Below are 18,703 nucleotides of genomic sequence, written 5' to 3'. Positions count from 1 at the left end.
GCGGGAAACCGGTGCGGCGGGGACCGCCGGGCGGGAACAGCACGGGCCGCTGCCGGGTTGGCACAGCCGTAGACCATTGAACGTTCAAATGATGGAGGTCCCGTGCCCCCGACCCCACGACCGCTGCGCAAGCTGGGCTTCCTGACCATCGGGCTGTTCGACGAGGCGGATCCGCGGCGCGGCCACGAGTCCACGCTGGAGATCATCGAGCTGGGCGAGCGGCTCGGCTTCGACAGCGCGTGGGTGCGCCACCGCCACCTCCAGTACGGCATCTCCTCCCCCGTCGCCGTCCTGTCCGCGGCCTCGCAGCGCACCCGCCGCATCGAACTCGGCACGGCGGTCATCCCCCTCGGCTGGGAGAACCCGCTGCGCCTCGCCGAGGACCTGGCCACCGTCGACCTGCTGTCCGGGGGCCGGCTCAACCCGGGCGTCAGCGTGGGCCCGCCGATGCACTTCGACCAGGTCAAGGGCGCGCTCTACCCCGACACCTCCGACGCCGAGGACTTCGGCTACGGGCGGGTGGAGCGGCTGCTGGACTTCGTGCGGGGCAAGCCGGCGACGGACTTCAGCGGGACGGAAGGGTTCGAGACCTTCTCCGACCGGGTGCAGCCCCACTCCCCCGGCCTGGGCCGCCGCCTGTGGTACGGCGGCGGCAGCCTGCGGTCGGCCCGGTGGGCGGGCGAGCACGGGATGAACCTCCTCACCAGCAGCGTCGTGAAGGCCGAAGATCCCGACGGGCCGCATGACTTCGCGCGGATCCAGCTCTCCCACATCCGGGCGTTCCGCGCCGCCCACCCCGACGGCGAGGCCGCCCGCGTCTCGCAGGGCCTCGTCGTCATCCCCACGGACTCCGCCACGCCGGGCCAGCGCGCCCGCTACGAGAAGTACGCCGCCGAGCGCACTCCCCGTACGGCCGCACCGCAGGGCCCGGCGCGGCTGCTGTTCGCGCCGGACCTGGTGGGGACGTCGGAGGAGATCGCCGAACGGCTGCACGCGCACGCGGCGTTCCGGGAGGTGGACGAGGTCGCGTTCGCGCTGCCGTTCACCTTCGAGCACGAGGACTACGTCCAGATCCTCACGGACATGGCGACGAAGCTGGGCCCGGCACTGGGCCGGCGACCGGGCGCCCCCCAGGTGTAGTGCCCCGGGGGCGTTGTTCACGCGGGTGATGGGAGTGGGGCGGCTGCTCGCGGTCACTGGTTCCGCCGTGCGTCGAAGTGGGCCGTGGCCAGGACGGAGCCGTCCGCGGCCAGCAGCCGGGCACCGGACACCGTGTCCGGGTCGACACGCGTGGGGGCTCCCCAGTACCCCTGGCCGGCGTCGTCGAGGGAGAACTCCCCGATGTGGACCGACGTGCCGTCCGTACGCTCGAGTCGGCAGCTGATCCTTCCGGCCTCCGGATATACGTCGCTCGACCCCGCGGCCATGGATTCGTCTTCGGTCGGGACGTCGGATCCGGACCCGTCCCGGCCGAGGTGGACCGCCATGTAGACCCAGCCCGGATTTCCGGTGTAGGTGAAGATCCGGCCCACCGGGCGGTGATCGGGGGCCAGCAGAGACGCTGCGATCAGGCCGTGCTCCGAGTCGGAGGACTCCGAGCTCCGTGCGGCGGGAGCCGACGCACCCTCGACGGCCGTACCGACGGCCCAGCCACCGAAGCCGAACCCGAGGGCGATCGCGGCGGCGGCCGCGACCGCGACGCCGGCCCGTGGCCGCCGCCGTCGTGGCGGCCGCTTCAGGCCCAGCCGGTCCGTCACCCGTGTCTCGAAGCCGGCGGGCGGCTCGCTGCCCGGGAGGAGAGAGAGCAGTCCGTCGCCGACGAACGTCAGCTGCTCGACGTGCTCCCGGCAGGTAGGGCAGCGGTCAAGGTGGGCGATGGCCTCGGCGCGCTCCTGACCGGGGAGGACACCCAGCGCCAGCTCGTCGGCGACGGCCCTCAGCCACTCGCAGTCCCTGTCAGTCATGATCGGCTCGCTGGGGTCCCAGAGCCTTCCGCAGTTTCCCCATCGCCGTCCTGATCCGCGTCTTCGCCGTGCCCAGGGGGATCCCTTCGAGCTCGGCGATCTGCCGTGCGGTCATCCCGTAGACCCCGGCCATGACCACGGCACGCGCCTGCTGGCGCGGTAGGTCCGCCACCGCGGCCCGTATCCGGGATGCCGCCTCGTCGGCCAGTGCCCACTGTTCGGGCGTCCGGGTCATGACGCCGAGCAGAGCGTCGAGGTCCTCGGGGGAGACCGGGGTCGCCTTGCGCGCGCGGACGGCGTCGATCGCAAGGTTGTGCGTGATGGTCCCCAGCCAGGTCTTCACCGATCCGCGCCGGGAGTCGTAGACCTGCGCATGACGCCAAGCCCTTTCGAAGGTCTGCTGGGCGATGTCCTCGGCGAGCTGGGCGTCGTCGACGACAGCGATGGCGATACCGAAGACCATCCGCTGGAACCGGCGGACGAACGCGAGGGCGGTCTCCGGGGCGCCGGTCGCCATTCCCGCCAGCAGCGCCTCGTCCGAGAGCCGTCCGAGTGGTGGGGCCCATCGCCGCATACCAGTGGATACGGCGAACCTCGCCGAACGGATTCCCCCGGTTCCACTCGGGATCACGGCCCCCATTCTCCCGCTTGCTCCCGCTTGCCGGAAATCCCCTGGCGCGGTCCGTCCGTACCTCTGGTCAGGAACGTTTTCCCATGGAGGGCCGAGACATGGCGACGATGCTCATGACGTTCGTGCGCGGGAACGTCGGGGCCGGGTTGGCCGCCGGAGCGCTGGCGGGCATCCTCGTGGCGTGCGGAGGCGGATACGGCGACGGGGGTGACTCGTCATCGTCAGCCCCGGACCAGAGTGGCAAGCCGGGAACCACCCGGGTGGACGTGAAGCTGGTCGACTTCAAGATGGAGCTGTCCGAGAAGACGTTGAAGGCAGGTGCCTACACCTTCGTCGTCAAGAACGACGGCCGTCACGACCACGCCATGGAGATCGAGGGCTCCGGAACGGAACAGAAGACGCGGACGCTGGCACCCGGGGAGTCGGCGCATCTCAGCGTCTCGCTGAAGGACGGCACGTACGAGGTCTACTGTCCTGTCGACGGCCACAAGGACATGGGCATGAAGACCGAGGTCACCGTGGGCGGCAGCGGCACCGAGACGACCAACGGCGATGGCTACTGAGCGCGCCGTCGCGCTCACCGCCCTCCGGCCGGCCGGAGGGAACGGCCGTGGCCACCTATGGCACCGCACTCGGCGGCCGGCCGCCCGTCACCCGCGTCGACGACGCAGCGGGTCAATGCACCTGGCGCGCCACGCGGTGGCGGAGGTAGACGACTCCCGAGCCGAAGGTGCGGGTCTCGACGAGTTCGAGATCCACCCGGCGCTCGCTCCGGGGAAAGAACGGAATGCCACCGCCGACCAGCACCGGGTAGACCACGGTCCGGTACTCGTCGATCAGACCCGACGCGGCCGCCTCGGCGGCGAGAGTCGCGCCGCCGATCGCGATGTCGCCCTCCGCCGGCTCGGCTCGCAACCGCTCGATCTCCTCGGCCACGCCGCCGGAGGCCAGGCGGGCATGGCCCTGAACCTCCGACAGCGTGGTGGAGAACACCACCTTCGGCAGTGGATTCCAGAGCGCGACCCATTCGAGTTCTGCGTCGTCGAGCGACGGATTCTGGTCGGCGGTCTCCCAGTACAGCATCGTTTCGTACAGCCGTCGTCCCAGCAGGTGGACGCCGACGTCTCGGATCTCGTCGATCCAGAAGCGGAAGACGTCCGGGTCGGGCGCCGTCCAGGCGAAGTCGCCGTCCGGCCCGACGATGTAGCCGTCCAGTGAGACGTTCATCGAATAGGTCACGCTGCGCATCGGCGTCCTCCTCGGTAAGGGGTTCGACAGTACGACCGCGGGACACCGCAAAACTCATCGCGACTCAGGGATCGCCCCAGGGGTCACCAGCGGCCGGGTGCGGTCCCGGTGATCGCCTCCGACGCCCTGCCGTCCACCCCGACGGGCACGTCCCCGGCGAGCATCACCCGGTGCATGATCCGCGGGTGGTCGAGGTGTGCGGTGTCGCCGGGAGCCAGGTGCATCGTGGCGCGGTTGTCCCAGAACGCCACGCTGCCCGGCTCCCAGCGGAAGCGGACCGTGTACTCGGGCCGGACCGCCTGTTCCAGCAGCATCTGAAGGATCGCGGCGCTCTCGGACCGGGAGAGGCCGGCGATCTGCTCGACGTAGTAGCCGTTGACGTAGAGGATCCGTTCGCCCGTCTCCGGGTGGACGCGCACCAGGGTGTGCAGCGAGGCGACCTGGCGGTCCAGCAGGTGGCGGACGTAGGCGTCGTCGCCGGGCCGGGGCTGGTAGCCGACGCCGAGCCGGTGCTCGGCCCGCAGCCCGTCGACGAACTGCCGCAGCGGCGCGGAGAGTCCGGCGTACGCCGCCGCGAGGTTCGACCAGGTCGTGTCGCCGCCGTAGGGCGGCACGGTCTCGGCCCGCAGGATCGTCGCGGCGGGCGGGTCGACGCGGGCGCCGTGGTCGCAGTGCCAGCCGCGCAGCAGCGAGTGGCGGCGGCGCCGCAGCCACTCGTCGTGCTCCATGCCGAACCGTCCGCCCAGCTCCAGCCGGTCGGCGGTCGTCTCGATCTCGGGGAAGTCCGGGGGCGAGGCCTTGCCGCGCCGCGGCAGCACCACCGTCTCACCGAACCGCCGCGCGAACGCCACGTGCCCGGCGTGGTCCAGCCGCTGCCCCCGGAAGAACACCACCTTCCACCGCAGCACCGCCGCCCTGATCGCGGCGACCACGGTGTCGTCCAGGTCCGCGGCCAGGTCGACCCCGCTGATCTCGGCACCGATGTGCCCGGCGACCGGCTTCACCTCCACCCCGGCGTCCCGCACCGCCTCGTCCGTCATCGAACTGTCCGTCGTCATGCGCACTCCGCTGGTCATGGGCGTGGTCGTGCCTACCGGAAGATCGTGGCAGCGATCCCGGCCCGGGGCGACACCGCAGGACCTAACCCGTTAAAGGTCAATCTGCCGAGCGTCTTGACACACTTCCGCGGCGCTCACATCATCTGGGGCATCATTCCTCGACTAACACGAGTTAGGCCTCACGATGACCGACTCGCACCTCACCCGCCGCGCCTTGTTGCGGTACGGCGCCTACGGCGCGGGGGCCGCCGCCCTGACCGGCACCGCCGCGAGCTGGGACCGGCTCACCGGAGCCGACATCCCCGGCCGTGACGACGGCTCCCTCGTCGTCGCCACTCTGGGCCCCGCCTACGGGCCGGAGGCCATCCGCACGCTCCGCGAGGGCTTCCGCGAGCTGCACCCCGACATCAAGCTCCAGATCAACGCCGTGCAGGCCGTGGACTGGTCGGACTTCTTCGCGAAGATCCTCACGCAGGTGGCCGCCGGCACCGCCCCCGACCTGGTGTACGTGGCCACCGAGGGCGTGCAGCTGTTCGCGCAGCGGCTCGGCGTGGCCCTGGACAGGTGGGTGAAGCGGGACGCGGCCGAGCTGAAGGAGTACTTCGCCGACGTCCACCCCTCGCTGGTGGAGTCGATGATGTACGAGGGCAGCCTCTTCCAGCTGCCCGTGGAGTTCAACGCCGCCGACATGTACCTCAACCGCCAGGTGCTGCGCAGGGCCGGGGCACAGTACCCGCCGGCCGACTGGACCCGCGACGACTTCACGGCGCTGCTGCGCGACATGAAGCAGGCCAGCGGCTCCCGCTTCACGCCCTACTTCTGGACCAACCGGCTGTGGGGCGGCGTGGTGCCCTGGCTGTTCGCGAACGGCACCAATCTGCTCGCGGAGTCCAAGGCGCCCGGCGGCGAGTGGCTGTGGGACTCCTTCTACCCGGCCGAGCAGCGCAGAGGCCGCGGGGGCGGCTTCCGGTGGACGACGCCGCAGGCCACGCACGACCGGGTGGAGGAGGTCTACGACTATCTCGCCTCCCTCGTCCGGGACGGCCTGTGCACCCGCCCGGAGGGCGGCAACGGCCAGAACCTCATCGGCGTGTTCTCCACCGGCCGGGTCGGTGTCACCCCGGCGGGCGGCTTCTGGGCGGGTGGCCTGCACCTGGCGGGGATGGACCGGGACGGGTTCGACGTGCAGTACTTCCCGCGCTGGCGCGCCCAGCGCATGCAGTACGGCGCGGCGGGCTACGCGCTGCTGCGCACCTCGCAGAAGCAGGAGGAGGCCTGGGAGTTCATCAAGTACGCGGCCCGCAGGGACACCCTGACGCGGCTGTTCACGACGAACCAGACGACCCCGGCCCGCCGCTCGATGCTGACCGCCGGCCGCTACGAGAAGACCGGCCCGGCGCACTGGCCGGTCTTCTACGACACCCTCGACCGGTTCCCCGACACCGGACCGATCCCGGCGCCGCCGCAGGTCGCCGAGGTCGAGCAGCTGCTGCTCAAACACACCGGTACGGCCCTGGCCTCCCCGCGCTCGGTGCGTCCCGCGCTGCGCCGGTTGCAGGGCGACCTGGAGAAGGCCATGGAGCGTGACGCATGACGAACACCCAGATACCGCCCGCGCGAGCCGAACGGCCCGAGGCCCGGCCCGCCGAGGACGCACCGCGTCCCTCGGCCCGGGACCGCGGCACCCGGCTGCTGGCCACGCTGTTCCTGGCCCCGACGATCGTCGGCATCGTGGTCTTCACGGTCGTCCCGATCGTCGGCTCGGTGGTGCTGAGCCTCTTCCACTGGAACGTGATCGACTCGCCGCGCTTCGCCGGTGCCGCCAACTACGGGGCGGTGTTCGGCGACGAGACCGTGCTGGTGTCCTTCCGCAACACCCTCGTCTTCATGGTCCTCGCGGTGGCGCTGCAACTGCTGGTCGCCCTGGCGCTCGCCCTGACCGTGAACGGGCGGATGCCCGTGTGGCTGCGGTCGGTGTTCCGCTCGGCGTTCTTCTTCCCGCTGGTGCTGTCCGCCGCCTCGATCTCGGTGGTGATGAAGTACCTGTTCAACCAGGACTTCGGGGTGGTCAACTGGCTGCTCGGCTTCGTCGGGATCGCGCCGGTGCCGTGGCTGACGTCGGAGAACGCGGCGATGGCGACCGTGGTCCTGGTCTACGTCTGGCAGCAGTTCGGCTTCTCGTTCCTGCTGTTCGTCGGCGGTCTGAACAACATCCCGAAGGAGATCCACGAGGCCGCCGCACTGGACGGTGCGACCGGCCTGCGCAAGCACCTCACCGTCACGTTGCCGCTGCTGTCGCCGACGCTGCTGGTCGCCTCGGTGGTCGGCATCATCAACGCGCTCCAGGTCTTCGAGCAGCCGTACGTCCTGACCAGCGGCGGTCCCGGCGACTCGACCCGCACGGTCGTGATGGTGATCTACGAGACCGCCTTCGAGCAGCTCCGCTTCGGTGAGGCGTCCGCGGTGGGTGTGCTGCTGTTCGTGCTGATCATGGCGGTCACAGCCCTCCAGTTCCGGCTCAGCCGGCGTTTCGTCCACTACCAGTGAGCCGGGTGAGTCTTCCCATGAGCCAAGCAACCCTGTCCTACAGCCGCGTGCGGCACGGGCTGGCGCCCTGGGCCCGGATCGCCGGGCTGACCGTGTGCGCCCTGCTGACCCTCGGCCCGGTCGTGTGGACCGTGTCGACCTCGCTGCGCACGCCCGCCGAGGCGTTCAACCTGCCGCCGCAGCTCATCCCGGCGCACCCCTCCACCGAGGCGTACCGCGGGGTGTTCGACCAGATCGACGTCTGGCTGCTGGCGTTGAACTCCACGCTGGTCACAGGGCTGATCGCGGTCGGCCAGATGATCACGGCCGGGCTGGCCGGATACGCCTTCGCCCGCCTGGAGTTCCGCTTCAAGAAGCCGCTGTTCGGTCTGGTCCTGGCGACGATGATGGTGCCGTTGCAGGTCACGATCGTGCCGGTGTTCCTGGTCCTGAAGTCGATGAGCCTGACCGACACCCTGCTCGGACTGATCATCCCGGCCTTCCCGACGGCGTTCGGCACGTTCCTGATGCGGCAGTACTTCCTGGGCATGCCCAAGGACCTGGGCGAGGCGGCGATGCTGGACGGTGCCGGGCCCTGGCGGACGTTCCGGTCGGTGTACGCCCCGCTGGCCGCGCCGGGCCTCGCGATCGTCGGCGTCCTGGCCTTCAACTACCACTGGAACGAGTTCTTCCGGCCGCTGATCCTCGAAACGTCGGGGCAGAACTACACGTTGCCGCTGGGGCTGGTGTCCCTCCAGGGCAACCTCGGCACCGGTTCCATCTCCGTGGTGCTCGCCGGTGTCGTGCTCTCCATGATCCCCGCCGTCGCCGTGTTCGTCGTCGGCCAGCGCCCTCTGCGTGAGGGCATCACGTCCGCAGGAGTCAACCGTTGAGCCTCGCCGCTCCACCGCAGGACCCGCACGCCCCGCGCTTCAGGGTCCGCCCGCCCGCCAACTGGATGAACGACCCCAACGGTCCCTTCCACTGGCGCGGCCGCTACCACCTCTTCTACCAGCACAACCCCGACGCCCCGGTCCACGCGAACGTCCACTGGGGCCATGTCTCCAGCCCCGACCTCGCCCGCTGGGAGCACCACCCGATCGCCCTCACGCCGACTCCGGGCGGCCCGGACGAGGCGGGCTGCTGGTCGGGGTGCGTGGTCGACGACGGGGGCGTGCCGACGGCCGTCTACACCGGGGTCGACCGTGACCACAGCGGACTCGGCACCATCTGCCTGGCCCGGGCGGCGGATCCGGACGACCCCGCGCTGACCGGCTGGACTCCCCTGCCCACGCCGGTGGTCACGGGCCCGCCCGAGGGCCTGGACGTGGTGATGTTCCGCGACCCGTTCGTCTTCCGGCACGACGGACGGCGCTGGGCACTGGTCGGCGCCGGCCACGCCGACGGCACGCCGTCGGTCCTGCTGTACGACTGCGACGACCTGACCGACTGGCGCTTCGCCGGTGTGCTCCTGGACGGCCGGGACCCGGCCGCCGCGGCGGCGTTCGGCGACCGGGCGACAGGCTGGGAGTGCCCGCAGCTGTACGCGACACGGGGCGGCGAGTGGGTGCTGGTCGTGTCCCTCTGGGACGGCCACCCGTGGACCACCGGCTATCTCACGGGACGTCTGGACACCGGGCGCGCTCCGACGGACCTGCGCTTCTCGGCCCGGGCGGGCGGCCTGCTCGACCACGGCCGCGACTTCTACGCGCCCGCCGTGCTCCAGGAGCCGGACCGGGCCCTGCTGTGGGGCTGGTCGTGGGAGGCCCGCGAGCCGGGCGAGGCCGACTGGGCCGGCGTCCTGACCGCACCCCGGGTCGTCGACGTCCATCCGGACGGGGCGCTGCGGGTGACCCCGGCACCGGAGTTGCACCGCCTGCACGCGGCCGAGCCGTTCGTCGTCGCCCCGGGCCGGTCCGCGCTGCCGGCGGCCTACGACCTGACGGTCAGCGCCCGCGGTCACGCCACGGTGAGTCTCCTGCGGTCGTCCTCGGGCGCCGAGCTGACGGTCGGGCTGGACCCGGCTCGGGGCACCGTGACACTCGACCGGGGCGACTGGCCGCGCGGGGAGGCCGAGGCGGCGCCGGTCGTCGTGCGCGTGCCGCCGCGGGAGGAGCTCACGGTGCGGGTCCTCGCCGACGGCTCGCTGTACGAGCTGTTCGTCGGTGACCGGGCCGTGGTCACCGAGCGCGTCTACCACCGGCCCGATGACGTACGGGAGTTGAGGGTGCCGTCCGGAACGGCCGTCACCGGATGGGAGCTGGTCCCACCGACGCGCGGCTGATCACCGGGCAGGCCAGGCGCCGCACGGTGGCGGGCGGGGTCCGGCCGGTGGCGATGGCGTCGAGGAGGAGCCGGGCGGCGGCCTCGCCCATCGCCCGGTGGGGCAGCGCGACCGTGGTGAGGGGCGGCGCGAGATACGCGGCCATGTGCTCCTGGTCGTCGTAGCCCACCACCGACAGTTCGCCGGGTACGGAGATGCCGAGCCGGGTCGCGGCGTGCAGGACGCCCGCCGCGACCCGGTCGTTGTAGGCGAAGATCCCGGTGGGCCGGCGGTCGGCCGGGGTGCCGTCGAAGAGGCGGACGGCTCCCTCGTAGCCGCCGGAGATCTCGCCTCCGGTCCGTACGACCCAGTCCCTGGGGACGGTGATGCCCTCGGCGCGCAGCGCGTCGCGGAAGCCCCGCAGCCGCTCCACGGAAGCGATGTCGTCCTGCCCGCCGACGAGTGCGACCCGCCGGTGCCCCTGCTCCAGCAGCAGCCGGGCCGCGGTACGGCCGCCGGCGCGCTCGGCGGGGACGACGGCGGGCAGCGAGTCGTCCTCGGGCAGGCAGTTGGCCAGCACGGAGTGGGTGCGGTGCAGTCCCTCGGGGACCCGGACGCGGCGCAGGGACATGGCGGCGTAGATGATGCCGTCGACGCGCCGGTCGAGGAGCTCGGCGACCGCCGCGTCCTCCTTGGCCGGGTCGCCGCCGGAGTCGACGGTGAGGATCAGGTGCTCGCCGGCCCAGGCGGTTTCCATGGCGCCGCGCAGCAGCCGCCCCGCGAACGGGGAGGAGGCGATCTCGTCGGTGACCAGGCCGATCACGGCCGTACGGCTGCGGCGCAGGCCGCGGGCGACGGGATCGGGCCGGTAGCCGAGCTGGACCGCGGCCTGCCGGATGCGCTCCTGGGTGGCGGGCGAGAGATTGCCCTCGGCGCGGCCGTTGAACACGAAGGACACCGCGGTGTGCGACACGCCGGCGAGCCGGGCGACGTCCCGCGAGGTGGGACGCCCCGGTCGTGCCGCCGGCTTCTCCTCGGCGCTGCCCATGCCGTCCGCCGTCCTCATTCCCCACCCGTCCGGTTGATCACCGCTCACCCTATCCGTGACGCTGGAGGGACGACACAGTCAGACGACACAGGCAACGGGAAGGTCCGACCGTGATCAGCATCCCGACGCACACGCTCAACGACGGCACGACGCTCCCCGCCCTCGGCCTCGGCACCTGGCCGCTCGGCGACGACGAGGCGCAGCAGGCGGTCCTCTCGGCCCTGGAGGCGGGCTACCGCCTGATCGACACGGCGACGAACTACCGCAACGAGACGGGGGTCGGCCGGGCCGTGGCCTCCGGCGTGGTGCCGCGCGAGGAGATCGTCGTGACGACGAAGCTCCCGGGCCGGCACCACGGCTACGAGGAGACGCTCGCCTCCTTCGAGGCGTCCCGGGCCCGTCTGGGCCTGGAGTACGTGGACCTGTACCTGATCCACTGGCCGCTGCCGCGCGTGGACCGGTACGTCGACTCCTGGAAGGCCATGATCAAGCTGCGCGAGGAGGGGCTCGTCCGGTCGATCGGCGTCTCGAACTTCACGCCCGGGCACATCGAGCGGCTGGAGGAGGAGACCGGCGTGCTGCCCTCCGTCAACCAGATCGAGCTGCACCCCTTCCTGCCGCAGGACGAGCTGCGCGCCTTCCACGCGGGCAAGGGCGTCCTGACCGAGAGCTGGAGTCCGCTGGGCCGGGGCACGCCCCTGCTCCGGGACCCCGCCGTGGCGCGGATCGCCGAGGCGCACGGGGTGACGGCCGGGCAGGTCGTGCTGCGCTGGCACACGCAGCTGGGCGCGGTGCCCGTCCCGAAGTCGGCGAACCCGGAGCGGCAGCGCGAGAACCTCGACGTCTTCGGCTTCGAGCTGAGCGAGGACGAGATGACCGCCGTCGCGGACCGCGCGCACCGGCGGGTCGGCGGGGACCCCGAGGTGCACGAGGAGTTCTGACGGGTACCCGGGGCGCGCGAGGCAGGAAGGAGCCGCAGGTGGCTGAGCGGGACCGGCTGCGGGACTACCGCGGCAAGCGCGACTTCGACCGGACCGGCGAGCCCCGGGGCAGCGGGGGGTCCGCCGGGGACCGGCCCCGGTTCGTGGTGCAGATCCACGACGCGAGCACGATGCACTTCGACTTCCGGTTGCAGGTGGACGACGTCCTGAAGTCCTGGTCGATCCCCAAGGGCCCCTCGGCGGACCCGAAGGACAAACGGCTGGCCGTGCCCACGGAGGACCATCCGCTGGAGTACGAGGAGTTCGAGGGCGTGATCCCCCGCGGCGAGTACGGCGGCGGCACGGTGATCGTCTGGGACCACGGCACGTACGAGCCGCTGAGCCACGACCGCAAGGGGCGGCCGGTCGACTTCGCCGAGTCCCTGGAGCGGGGGCACGCCACGTTCCGGCTGAGCGGGGCGAAACTGCGCGGCGAGTACGCCCTGACCCGGTTCCGCGGCGACGGCAGCGGTGCCGGCGAGGAGGCCTGGCTGCTGGTGAGGCGGGCCGGGGGCCGGGCCCGTGCGCACGGGGCCCCCGATCCGCGCCGGGCGCGTTCGGCCGTGTCCGGGCGCACCCTCGCCCAGGTCGCCTCGGACGCGGCCGGGGAGTGACCGGCGATGGCCGGTCTCCTCGACACCCTGTCCGACGGACAGCGGCGGCTGCTCGGGGCGGCCCGCCCGGGGGCGGAACTGGCGGCGCGCCCGATGCTCGCCACACTGAGCGACCGGCGGGACTTCACGGAGGCGGACGAGGAGTGGGTGTTCGAGCGGAAGCTGGACGGCGTCCGCGTGCTGGCGGTCCGGGAGGGCGAGCGGGTGACGCTGCTGTCCCGGTCGGGTCGCCGGCTGAACGACACCTATCCGGAGATCGTGGACGCCCTGGCGGCCCAGTCGGGCGCCGACTTCGTCCTCGACGGGGAGATCGTCGCGTTCTCGGGCGGGCGCACGGACTTCGCGCGGCTCCAGCAGCGCATGGGCCTGACCCGGCGTCAGGACGTGGCGGCGAGCGGCGTGGCCGTGACGTACTACGTGTTCGACCTGCTCCGGCTGGACGGGGCCGACACCAGGGAGCTGCCGCTGCGGATCCGCAAGTCGCTGTTGCGCCGGGCGCTCGCGTACCGCTCCCCGCTCCGGCTGACGCCGCACCGCAACGCGGGCGGCGCCGAGCTGCTGGCGGACGTCTGCGCCCGGGGCTGGGAGGGCCTGATCGCCAAGCGCGCCGACGGCGTCTACGAGCCGCGCCGGTCCGGCGACTGGCTGAAGCTGAAGTGCTCCCAGGGGCAGGAGTTCGTCGTCGGCGGGTTCACCGAGCCGGCCGGGAGCCGGGTCGGGCTCGGCGCGCTGCTCCTCGGCCACTACGAGGGCGGGCGGCTGCGGTACGCGGGCAAGGTCGGCACGGGTTTCGGCCGGCGCACGCTGCTGGACCTGCGCGAGCGGCTCGACGGGCTGCGCGAGTCCGGTTCTCCGTTCGACGGGCCGGTGCGGGAGGCGGGCGCGCGCTGGGTGCGGCCGGAGCTGGTGGCCCAGATCGCGTTCGCCGAGTGGACCCGGGACGGCATGCTGCGCCACCCGCGCTACCTGGGGCTGCGGGACGACAAGAAGCCGCGGGACGTGGTGCGGGAACGCCCGCCGGGGCACGCCGCCGGGTGAGCGGTCCGGTCAGAACAGCGGGGTGAGCGACTGTTCGCACCAGATCGTCTTGCCCCGGGTGGTCTGCCGGCTGCCCCAGCGCTGGGTGAGCTGGGCGACCAGCAGCAGTCCGCGGCCGCCCTCGTCGTCCTGGTGGGCCCGCCGCAGGTGCGGGGAGGTCGAACTGCCGTCGGAGACCTCACATATGAGGGTCTGGTCGCGGATGAGACGGAGCTGGATGGGCGGGGCGCCGTACCGGATGGCGTTGGTGACCAGTTCGCTGACGACGAGTTCGGTGACGAAGGCCGTCTCGTCCAGCCCCCACTCGGTGAGCCGCTCGGTGGCGGCCTGGCGGGTGGCGCCCACCTGCGCGGGGTCGGGCGTCACGTCCCAGGTGGCGACCTGGTCCGCGCCCAGCGCCCGGGTACGGGCCAGCAGCAGGGCCACGTCGTCGCCGGGCTCCTCCGGCAGTACGGCCTTCAGCACCGTGTCGCACAGCGCGTCCAGCGAGTCGGCGGGCACCGTCAGGGCGCGGCACAGCTCGTCGGTGGCGTGGTCGACGTCGCGGTCGCGGTCCTCGACGAGGCCGTCGGTGTAGAGGGCGACGACGGAGCCCTCGGGCAGCTGGAGCTCCGTCGCCTCGAACGGCAGCCCCCCGACGCCCAGTGGGGGCCCCGCGCTCATGGGGATCAGCCGCGCGGATCCGTCGGGCAGTACCAGGGCGGGGGCGGGATGCCCCGCGGCGGCCAGGTTCAGCCGGCGCGTGACGGGGTCGTAGACGGCGTACAGGCAGGTCGCACCGAGTTCGGCGACCTCGTCGCCCTCGTCGTCCGACGCGAGATGGGTGACCAGGTCGTCGAGGTGGGTGAGGAGTTCGTCCGGTGGCAGGTCCACGTCGGCGAGGGTCCGTACGGCCGTGACCAGGCGGCCCATGGTCGCCGAGGAGGGGATGCCGTGGCCCACGACGTCACCGACGACGAGCGCGACCCGGCTGCCGGACAGGGGGATCACGTCGAACCAGTCACCGCCGATGCCCGCTGCCGAGCCGGAGGGCAGATAGCGGTGGGCGACCTGGACGGCGGCCTGGCCCGGCAGTCCCTTCGGCAGCAGGCTGTGCTGGAGGGCCAGCGCGGTGGTGCGTTCGCGGGCGAAGCGGCGGGCGTTGTCGACGCAGACCGCGGCGCGGCTGCCGAGTTCCTCGGCGAACACGGCGTCGTCGGGGACGTAGTCGTCCACCTGCCGGATGCGCACGGCGACCGCGACGCCGAGGGTGATGCCGCGGGCCCGGAGCGGCACGGCCATCATCGAGTGGACGCCCTGGCGGTAGGGGCTGCCTTGCGGGGCGCGTGTGTTGCGCTCCGCGACCCAGCGCATGAAGGACGGCTCCCCCGCCTGGCTGACGATCGCCCGGCCCTCCCGCATCGCCCGCGCGATGGGGGAGAACGCGGGGTAGGCGTCCACTTCTCCCAGGTGGACGGCGGCTTCCGGGGTGCCCTCGGTGACGGAGCCGTGGGCGACGCGGCGCAGCACGATCTCGTCGTGGGGCACGGTCGGCGACTCTTCCGCGCCGAGGACCCAGTCGAACAGGTCCACGCTCGCGAAGTCGGCGAACCGGGGCACCACGACCTCGATCAGCTCCTCGGCCGTGCGCACCACGTCCAGGGTGGTGCCGATGGCCGCCGCGGCCTCGTTGAGCAGGGCCAGCCGCTGCCGCGCCCAGTACTGCTCGGTGCTGTCGAACGCGGCGAGGGCGGTGCCCAGGAGCTCGCCGGAACGGTCGCGGAGCGGCCACATCTCGGTGACCCAGGCGTGCTCCCGGTTCAGGGCCGGGGCGCCCGTGTAGCTCTCGTAGCGGAGCGGGCGGCCGGTCTCGACGACGTGGCGGAGGTGCCAGTTGAAGCCCCGGCTGTGCTCGGCCTCCTCGACGGTCTCCGGGAAGTGCCGCCCCAGCAGGGTCTCCTCGGACACGCCCATCACCTGGCAGGCGGCGTAGTTGAGCCGCAGATAGCGCTGGTCGGTGTCGAACACGGACATCGACATGGACGCCTGCTGGAAGGCCTTTCCGGCCAGGGAGGTCTCGGCGCTGCCGGGGGGCTCGGCGGTGATGACGCAGCCGTCCGGTGCCCCGTCCCGGCCGGTGACGACGCAGGCTGTGACGCGCAGCCCGACCAGATAGCCGTCGCGGTGCCGCACCATGACGGTGCCCGACCGTGCGGACACCGCCTCGGGCGGCACGTCCTCGGCGAGCAGTTCCCGTACGGGCCGTCCCACGGCCTCCTCGGCCGGGTAGCCGGTCAGCCGCCGGGCACCCTCGCTCCACCCCGTCACGGTGCCGCGGGCGTCGATGATCGCAGCAGCGGAGGCGTCCTCCATATCATCCAGGATTATCCCTTTGCCGCCCTGTATCAACCGCGACGGAGCATTCGTGACGGTGTCAGCTCCGGTGAGCGCGCAGGGCGGTGAGCGCCCGGTCGGCGTGCGCGTTCATGCGCAGTTCGCTGCGTACGACGTCGAGGACGGTGTGGTCGCGCGCTATGACGAAGGTGGTGCGTTTGGTCGGTGCCAGGGAGAAGCCCCGCTTCACGCCGAACCGCTCGCGGACGGTGCCGTCGGCGTCGGACAGCAGGGGCATGCCGAGGGCGTGCTGTCTGGCGAACTCCTGCTGGCGCTCGACGGTGTCCCCGCTGATGCCGACGGGGCGTGCGCCGACGGCGGCGAACTCGGCGGCGAGATCGCGGAAGTGGCAGGCCTGTGCGGTGCAGCCGGGGGTCAGGGCGGCCGGGTAGAAGAAGAGCACGACCGGTCCCTCGGCGAGCAGTCCGGACAGGCTGCGGACGGTGCCGGTCTCGTCGGGCAGGGCGAAGTCCTCGACCTTGTCCCCCGCCTCCAGGCGCGCGGTCACGACCGGCCCTCCGCGTTCCGTGCGACGCCGCGGGCCCAGAGCACGAGGGGCACCTGCAGAGGCAGCCGCCCGAAGGCCGCGGCCTTCTGCGGCGCGGGGCGGTGGCGCCAGTCGGCCGCCATCTTCACGTTGGCGGGGAACACCCCGACGAAGAAGGCCGCGGTGGCCAGCGCGGCGGCCTTGCGGGTACGCGGCAGCGCCAGGCCCGCGGCCAGCGCGAGCTCGGCGGCTCCGCTGGCGTAGGTCCAGGTCCTGGGCGTGCCCGGCAGGCCGCCCAAGATGGTCGCGTCGAACGGGCGTGGGGCGGCGAAGTGGGCGACCCCCGCGGCGGCCAGCAGGCCGGCGAGCAGCAGGGGCGAGCGTTCGGACCGGGGCACGGTTCCTCCTCTGATGGCCTGCCGCGCGATATTACTGGACGGTAAAGGGGTGGCTGTGGCGCGGGGGTTCCGACGGGTCAGGCGCGGCGGTTGTGCGCGCCCGGGGTGTAGCCGAAAGAGCGGCGGAAGACGTCGATGAAGGCGCTGGCGGAAGACCAGCCGCAGCGGTGGGCGACGGTCGTGACGGGCAGGCCGTCGGCCAGCATCCGCAGGGCGTGGTAGAGCCGTGACTGGGTGCGCCACTGCGGGAACGTCATGCCGAACTCGCTGCGGAAGAGCCGGCTGAGGGTGCGCTCGCCCGCCCCGGTCGCGGCGCCGAGGGCGGCGAGGGTGCGCGCGTCGGCGGGATCGGCGTGCACGAGGGCGCAGACGGCGGCCAGGCGCGGGTCGGCGGGCGTGGGCAGGCGCAGCGGCTGCTGCGGCGAGAGGCGCAGCTGGTCGCGGAGGACGGCACGCAGCCGGTGCCGCTCGGGACTGTCGTCGCCGGGGTCGCGGGTGTAGGCGAGGATCAGCTCGCGCAGCAGCGGGGTGACGGCGAGGACGGCCGGGTGGTCCAGGCCCAGCGGGTTGTCGTGGGCGGGCAGGCCGACCAGGTGCAGGTCGAGCCGGCCGTGGGCGCGGTGGGCGTGCACGGTGCCGGCCGGGACCCAGAGGGCGCGGGTGCCGGGCGCGAACCAGGTGCCGGCGTCGGTGGTGACGGCCACGACGCCGGAGCCCGCGTAGACGATCTGGTGGTCGTCGTGCCGGTGCGCGTCGATGCGGTCGCCCGCGGTCAGCCGCTGGGCGCGGGTCGGGGCCGTCGGGGTGTGGCGGATGTTCGACACGATCCGGCAGATTATCGGAAGCGGGCCAGGCGCCCGGGCGGTGACGATCTCCGGGTGACCGCTTCCCGCCGCAACCGGCCCGTCGCCCTGATGTCCCTGGGACACGCCTGCGTGGACGTGTACCAGGGCGCCGTGGCCGCTCTGGTGCCGTACTTCGTCGCCGAGCGCACCTACTCGTACGCCGCCGCCTCCGGCGTCGTGCTGGCCGCCTCCCTGCTCTCGTCGCTGGTGCAGCCGCTGTTCGGGGTGCTCACCGACCGGTGGGCGCTGCCGTGGCTGCTGCCGCTCAGCGCGCTGACGGCCGGGGCGGGCGTCGCCCTGAGCGGGGTGACCGGCTCCTACGCGTCGACCCTGGCGGTCGTCGCCGTGTCGGGGGTGGGGGTGGCCGCCTACCATCCGGAGGCCGCCCGGGTGGCGCGGGCCGTCGCGTACGGCCGGCACACCGCGATGAGCTGGTTCTCCTTCGGCGGCAACGCCGGTTTCGCCCTGGCACCGCTGCTGGTCTTCGCCGTGATGGCGACCGGCGGGCTGCGCGCCACTCCCCTGCTGGCCGTCCCGGCGGTGGCGGGAGCGGCACTGTGCGCGTCGGCGGTGCGCGCGGCCTCGTCCGGCGCGGCGGAGGCGGGCGCGCCGGTCACCGCGGGCCGGGACGACTGGCCGGCCTTTCTGCGGCTGTCCGGGGCCGTGGTCTGCCGCTCGGTCGTGTTCGTCGGTCTGAGCGCGTTCGTCTCGCTGTACGTGCGGGAGCGGACCGGGGGCGGGGAGGTGGCCGGTACGGCGGCGCTGTTCGTCCTCTACGCCGGGGGCGCGGTGGGCACGCTGGCCGGGGGGCGGCTGGCCGAGCGGTACGGGCGGCTGGCGGTGGTGCGCCGGTCGTACGCCCTGACGGTCCTGGCCGTGGCCGGTCTGGTCCTGGTGCCGGGGCCGCCGGTGTACGTGTTCGTCGCGTTGGCGTCGGCGGGCCTGTACGTGCCGTTCTCGCTGCACATCACCCTGGGCCAGGACTGTCTGCCCCGGCGGGTGGGCACCGCGAGCGGGGTCACGCTCGGGCTGACGGTGAGCGTCGGCGGCCTCGCCGCTCCCCTGCTCGGGGCACTGGCCGACGCGACGTCCCTGCGGACCGCCCTGCTGCCGCTCGTCGCCCTGCCCGCGGTGGGCCGGCTGCTTCTGTGCCGGCTGCGCGAGCCCGCACCGCCCGGTCCCGCGGCCACCGAGGGGGCGGATCCGCGTGACCCGGCCGCACGGTGACCG

Annotated in this window: 19 protein-coding genes; 10 read left to right on the top strand and 9 right to left on the bottom strand. The window is 72.9% G+C overall.

Going from position 1 to position 18,703, the window contains the following annotated elements; all coding sequences use genetic code 11:
* Positions 1-102: 102 nt before the first annotated feature.
* Positions 103-1,140, top strand: coding sequence for an LLM class flavin-dependent oxidoreductase (locus tag GTY47_RS14995; RefSeq protein ID WP_010033466.1), 1,038 nt, complete (start codon positions 103-105; stop codon positions 1,138-1,140).
* A gap of 53 nt (positions 1,141-1,193) precedes the next feature.
* Here the strand turns inward: GTY47_RS14995 and GTY47_RS14990 are convergent, their stop codons facing one another.
* Both GTY47_RS14990 and GTY47_RS14985 read right to left on the bottom strand, forming a co-directional pair.
* Complete coding sequence (locus GTY47_RS14990; RefSeq protein ID WP_010033460.1) at positions 1,194-1,964, bottom strand: hypothetical protein; 771 nt, start codon at positions 1,962-1,964, stop codon at positions 1,194-1,196.
* Positions 1,957-2,538 (bottom strand): sigma-70 family RNA polymerase sigma factor, encoded by a 582-nt coding sequence (locus GTY47_RS14985; RefSeq protein ID WP_029180729.1) that lies wholly within the window; start codon positions 2,536-2,538, stop codon positions 1,957-1,959. Before GTY47_RS14985 ends, GTY47_RS14990 begins: the two co-directional genes overlap by 8 nt.
* Before the next feature lie 155 nt (positions 2,539-2,693).
* Between GTY47_RS14985 and GTY47_RS14980 the strand changes: the two genes are divergently transcribed.
* Entirely contained in the window at positions 2,694-3,158 is a 465-nt protein-coding gene (locus tag GTY47_RS14980) for a cupredoxin domain-containing protein (RefSeq protein WP_010033456.1), read from the top strand.
* 112 nt (positions 3,159-3,270) lie between these two features.
* On the opposite strand, the gene GTY47_RS14975 is transcribed toward GTY47_RS14980, so the two are convergent.
* Both GTY47_RS14975 and GTY47_RS14970 read right to left on the bottom strand, forming a co-directional pair.
* The gene (locus tag GTY47_RS14975) at positions 3,271-3,843 is read right to left on the bottom strand and encodes a dihydrofolate reductase family protein (RefSeq protein ID WP_010033452.1); all 573 of its coding nucleotides are present in this window, start codon (positions 3,841-3,843) and stop codon (positions 3,271-3,273) included.
* An 83-nt stretch (positions 3,844-3,926) separates the two neighbouring features.
* Complete coding sequence (locus tag GTY47_RS14970) at positions 3,927-4,901, bottom strand: TauD/TfdA family dioxygenase (RefSeq protein WP_029180728.1); 975 nt, start codon at positions 4,899-4,901, stop codon at positions 3,927-3,929.
* A 184-nt stretch (positions 4,902-5,085) separates the two neighbouring features.
* Between GTY47_RS14970 and GTY47_RS14965 the strand changes: the two genes are divergently transcribed.
* Genes GTY47_RS14965 through GTY47_RS14950 form a run of 4 tightly spaced genes read left to right on the top strand, consistent with a single transcriptional unit; the run spans position 5,086 to position 9,711 of the window.
* The gene (locus GTY47_RS14965; RefSeq protein ID WP_010033447.1) at positions 5,086-6,495 is read left to right on the top strand and encodes an extracellular solute-binding protein; all 1,410 of its coding nucleotides are present in this window, start codon (positions 5,086-5,088) and stop codon (positions 6,493-6,495) included.
* Positions 6,492-7,448, top strand: a complete 957-nt coding sequence (locus GTY47_RS14960) for a sugar ABC transporter permease (RefSeq protein ID WP_010033445.1) — start codon at positions 6,492-6,494, stop codon at positions 7,446-7,448. Before GTY47_RS14965 ends, GTY47_RS14960 begins: the two co-directional genes overlap by 4 nt.
* Positions 7,449-7,465: 17 nt before the next feature.
* A complete protein-coding gene (locus GTY47_RS14955) occupies positions 7,466-8,320 on the top strand; it encodes a carbohydrate ABC transporter permease (protein WP_029180727.1) in 855 nt (284 codons plus the stop codon).
* The gene (locus tag GTY47_RS14950; protein ID WP_010033441.1) at positions 8,317-9,711 is read left to right on the top strand and encodes a glycoside hydrolase family 32 protein; all 1,395 of its coding nucleotides are present in this window, start codon (positions 8,317-8,319) and stop codon (positions 9,709-9,711) included. The genes GTY47_RS14955 and GTY47_RS14950 overlap by 4 nt, the downstream gene beginning before the upstream one ends.
* Here the strand turns inward: GTY47_RS14950 and GTY47_RS14945 are convergent.
* Entirely contained in the window at positions 9,674-10,738 is a 1,065-nt protein-coding gene (locus tag GTY47_RS14945) for a LacI family DNA-binding transcriptional regulator (protein ID WP_010033439.1), read from the bottom strand. The two genes, GTY47_RS14950 and GTY47_RS14945, sit on opposite strands and share 38 nt — an antisense overlap.
* Positions 10,739-10,848: 110 nt before the next feature.
* Between GTY47_RS14945 and GTY47_RS14940 the strand changes: the two genes are divergently transcribed.
* Genes GTY47_RS14940 through ligD form a run of 3 tightly spaced genes read left to right on the top strand, consistent with a single transcriptional unit; the run spans position 10,849 to position 13,370 of the window.
* On the top strand, positions 10,849-11,679 hold the full coding sequence (locus tag GTY47_RS14940; RefSeq protein ID WP_010033436.1) for an aldo/keto reductase: 831 nt from the start codon (positions 10,849-10,851) through the stop codon (positions 11,677-11,679).
* Positions 11,680-11,717: 38 nt separating this feature from the next.
* Entirely contained in the window at positions 11,718-12,332 is a 615-nt protein-coding gene (locus GTY47_RS14935) for a DNA polymerase ligase N-terminal domain-containing protein (RefSeq protein WP_010033434.1), read from the top strand.
* Between the two features lie 6 nt (positions 12,333-12,338).
* Positions 12,339-13,370, top strand: coding sequence for a non-homologous end-joining DNA ligase (gene ligD, locus GTY47_RS14930; protein WP_010033431.1), 1,032 nt, complete (start codon positions 12,339-12,341; stop codon positions 13,368-13,370).
* Positions 13,371-13,379: 9 nt separating this feature from the next.
* On the opposite strand, the gene GTY47_RS14925 is transcribed toward ligD, so the two are convergent.
* The 4 genes from GTY47_RS14925 to GTY47_RS14910 form a co-directional block, all read right to left on the bottom strand.
* Positions 13,380-15,722 carry a SpoIIE family protein phosphatase gene (locus GTY47_RS14925; protein ID WP_010033430.1) on the bottom strand — a complete coding sequence of 781 codons (2,343 nt, stop codon included), beginning with the start codon at positions 15,720-15,722 and terminating at the stop codon, positions 13,380-13,382.
* A 61-nt stretch (positions 15,723-15,783) separates the two neighbouring features.
* Complete coding sequence (locus tag GTY47_RS14920; protein ID WP_010033429.1) at positions 15,784-16,251, bottom strand: peroxiredoxin; 468 nt, start codon at positions 16,249-16,251, stop codon at positions 15,784-15,786.
* The gene (locus tag GTY47_RS14915; protein ID WP_010033427.1) at positions 16,248-16,628 is read right to left on the bottom strand and encodes a membrane protein; all 381 of its coding nucleotides are present in this window, start codon (positions 16,626-16,628) and stop codon (positions 16,248-16,250) included. Before GTY47_RS14915 ends, GTY47_RS14920 begins: the two co-directional genes overlap by 4 nt.
* A gap of 77 nt (positions 16,629-16,705) precedes the next feature.
* The gene (locus tag GTY47_RS14910) at positions 16,706-17,452 is read right to left on the bottom strand and encodes a helix-turn-helix transcriptional regulator (RefSeq protein ID WP_010033424.1); all 747 of its coding nucleotides are present in this window, start codon (positions 17,450-17,452) and stop codon (positions 16,706-16,708) included.
* Between the two features lie 90 nt (positions 17,453-17,542).
* Between GTY47_RS14910 and GTY47_RS14905 the strand changes: the two genes are divergently transcribed.
* The gene (locus GTY47_RS14905) at positions 17,543-18,700 is read left to right on the top strand and encodes an MFS transporter (RefSeq protein WP_050810157.1); all 1,158 of its coding nucleotides are present in this window, start codon (positions 17,543-17,545) and stop codon (positions 18,698-18,700) included.
* Positions 18,701-18,703 lie beyond the last annotated feature (3 nt).

This window comes from Streptomyces sp. SID5464 (assembly GCF_009862985.1).
GTDB classification, from domain to species: domain Bacteria; phylum Actinomycetota; class Actinomycetes; order Streptomycetales; family Streptomycetaceae; genus Streptomyces; species Streptomyces chartreusis_D.
This window is presented reverse-complemented; position numbering and strand designations above follow the sequence as displayed.

Excerpts from the sequence above, each read along its gene's own strand:
- GTY47_RS14990 (WP_010033460.1), bottom strand. The coding sequence starts at position 1,964 with ATGACTGACAGGGACTGCGAGTGGCTGAGGGCCGTCGCCGACGAGCTG.
- GTY47_RS14985 (WP_029180729.1), bottom strand. The coding sequence starts at position 2,538 with ATGCGGCGATGGGCCCCACCACTCGGACGGCTCTCGGACGAGGCGCTG.
- GTY47_RS14980 (WP_010033456.1), top strand. The coding sequence starts at position 2,694 with ATGGCGACGATGCTCATGACGTTCGTGCGCGGGAACGTCGGGGCCGGG.
- GTY47_RS14975 (WP_010033452.1), bottom strand. The coding sequence starts at position 3,843 with ATGCGCAGCGTGACCTATTCGATGAACGTCTCACTGGACGGCTACATC.
- GTY47_RS14970 (WP_029180728.1), bottom strand. The coding sequence starts at position 4,901 with ATGACGACGGACAGTTCGATGACGGACGAGGCGGTGCGGGACGCCGGG.
- GTY47_RS14965 (WP_010033447.1), top strand. The coding sequence starts at position 5,086 with ATGACCGACTCGCACCTCACCCGCCGCGCCTTGTTGCGGTACGGCGCC.
- GTY47_RS14960 (WP_010033445.1), top strand. The coding sequence starts at position 6,492 with ATGACGAACACCCAGATACCGCCCGCGCGAGCCGAACGGCCCGAGGCC.
- GTY47_RS14955 (WP_029180727.1), top strand. The coding sequence starts at position 7,466 with ATGAGCCAAGCAACCCTGTCCTACAGCCGCGTGCGGCACGGGCTGGCG.
- GTY47_RS14945 (WP_010033439.1), bottom strand. The coding sequence starts at position 10,738 with ATGGGCAGCGCCGAGGAGAAGCCGGCGGCACGACCGGGGCGTCCCACC.
- ligD (WP_010033431.1), top strand. The coding sequence starts at position 12,339 with ATGGCCGGTCTCCTCGACACCCTGTCCGACGGACAGCGGCGGCTGCTC.
- GTY47_RS14925 (WP_010033430.1), bottom strand. The coding sequence starts at position 15,722 with ATGGAGGACGCCTCCGCTGCTGCGATCATCGACGCCCGCGGCACCGTG.
- GTY47_RS14905 (WP_050810157.1), top strand. The coding sequence starts at position 17,543 with ATGTCCCTGGGACACGCCTGCGTGGACGTGTACCAGGGCGCCGTGGCC.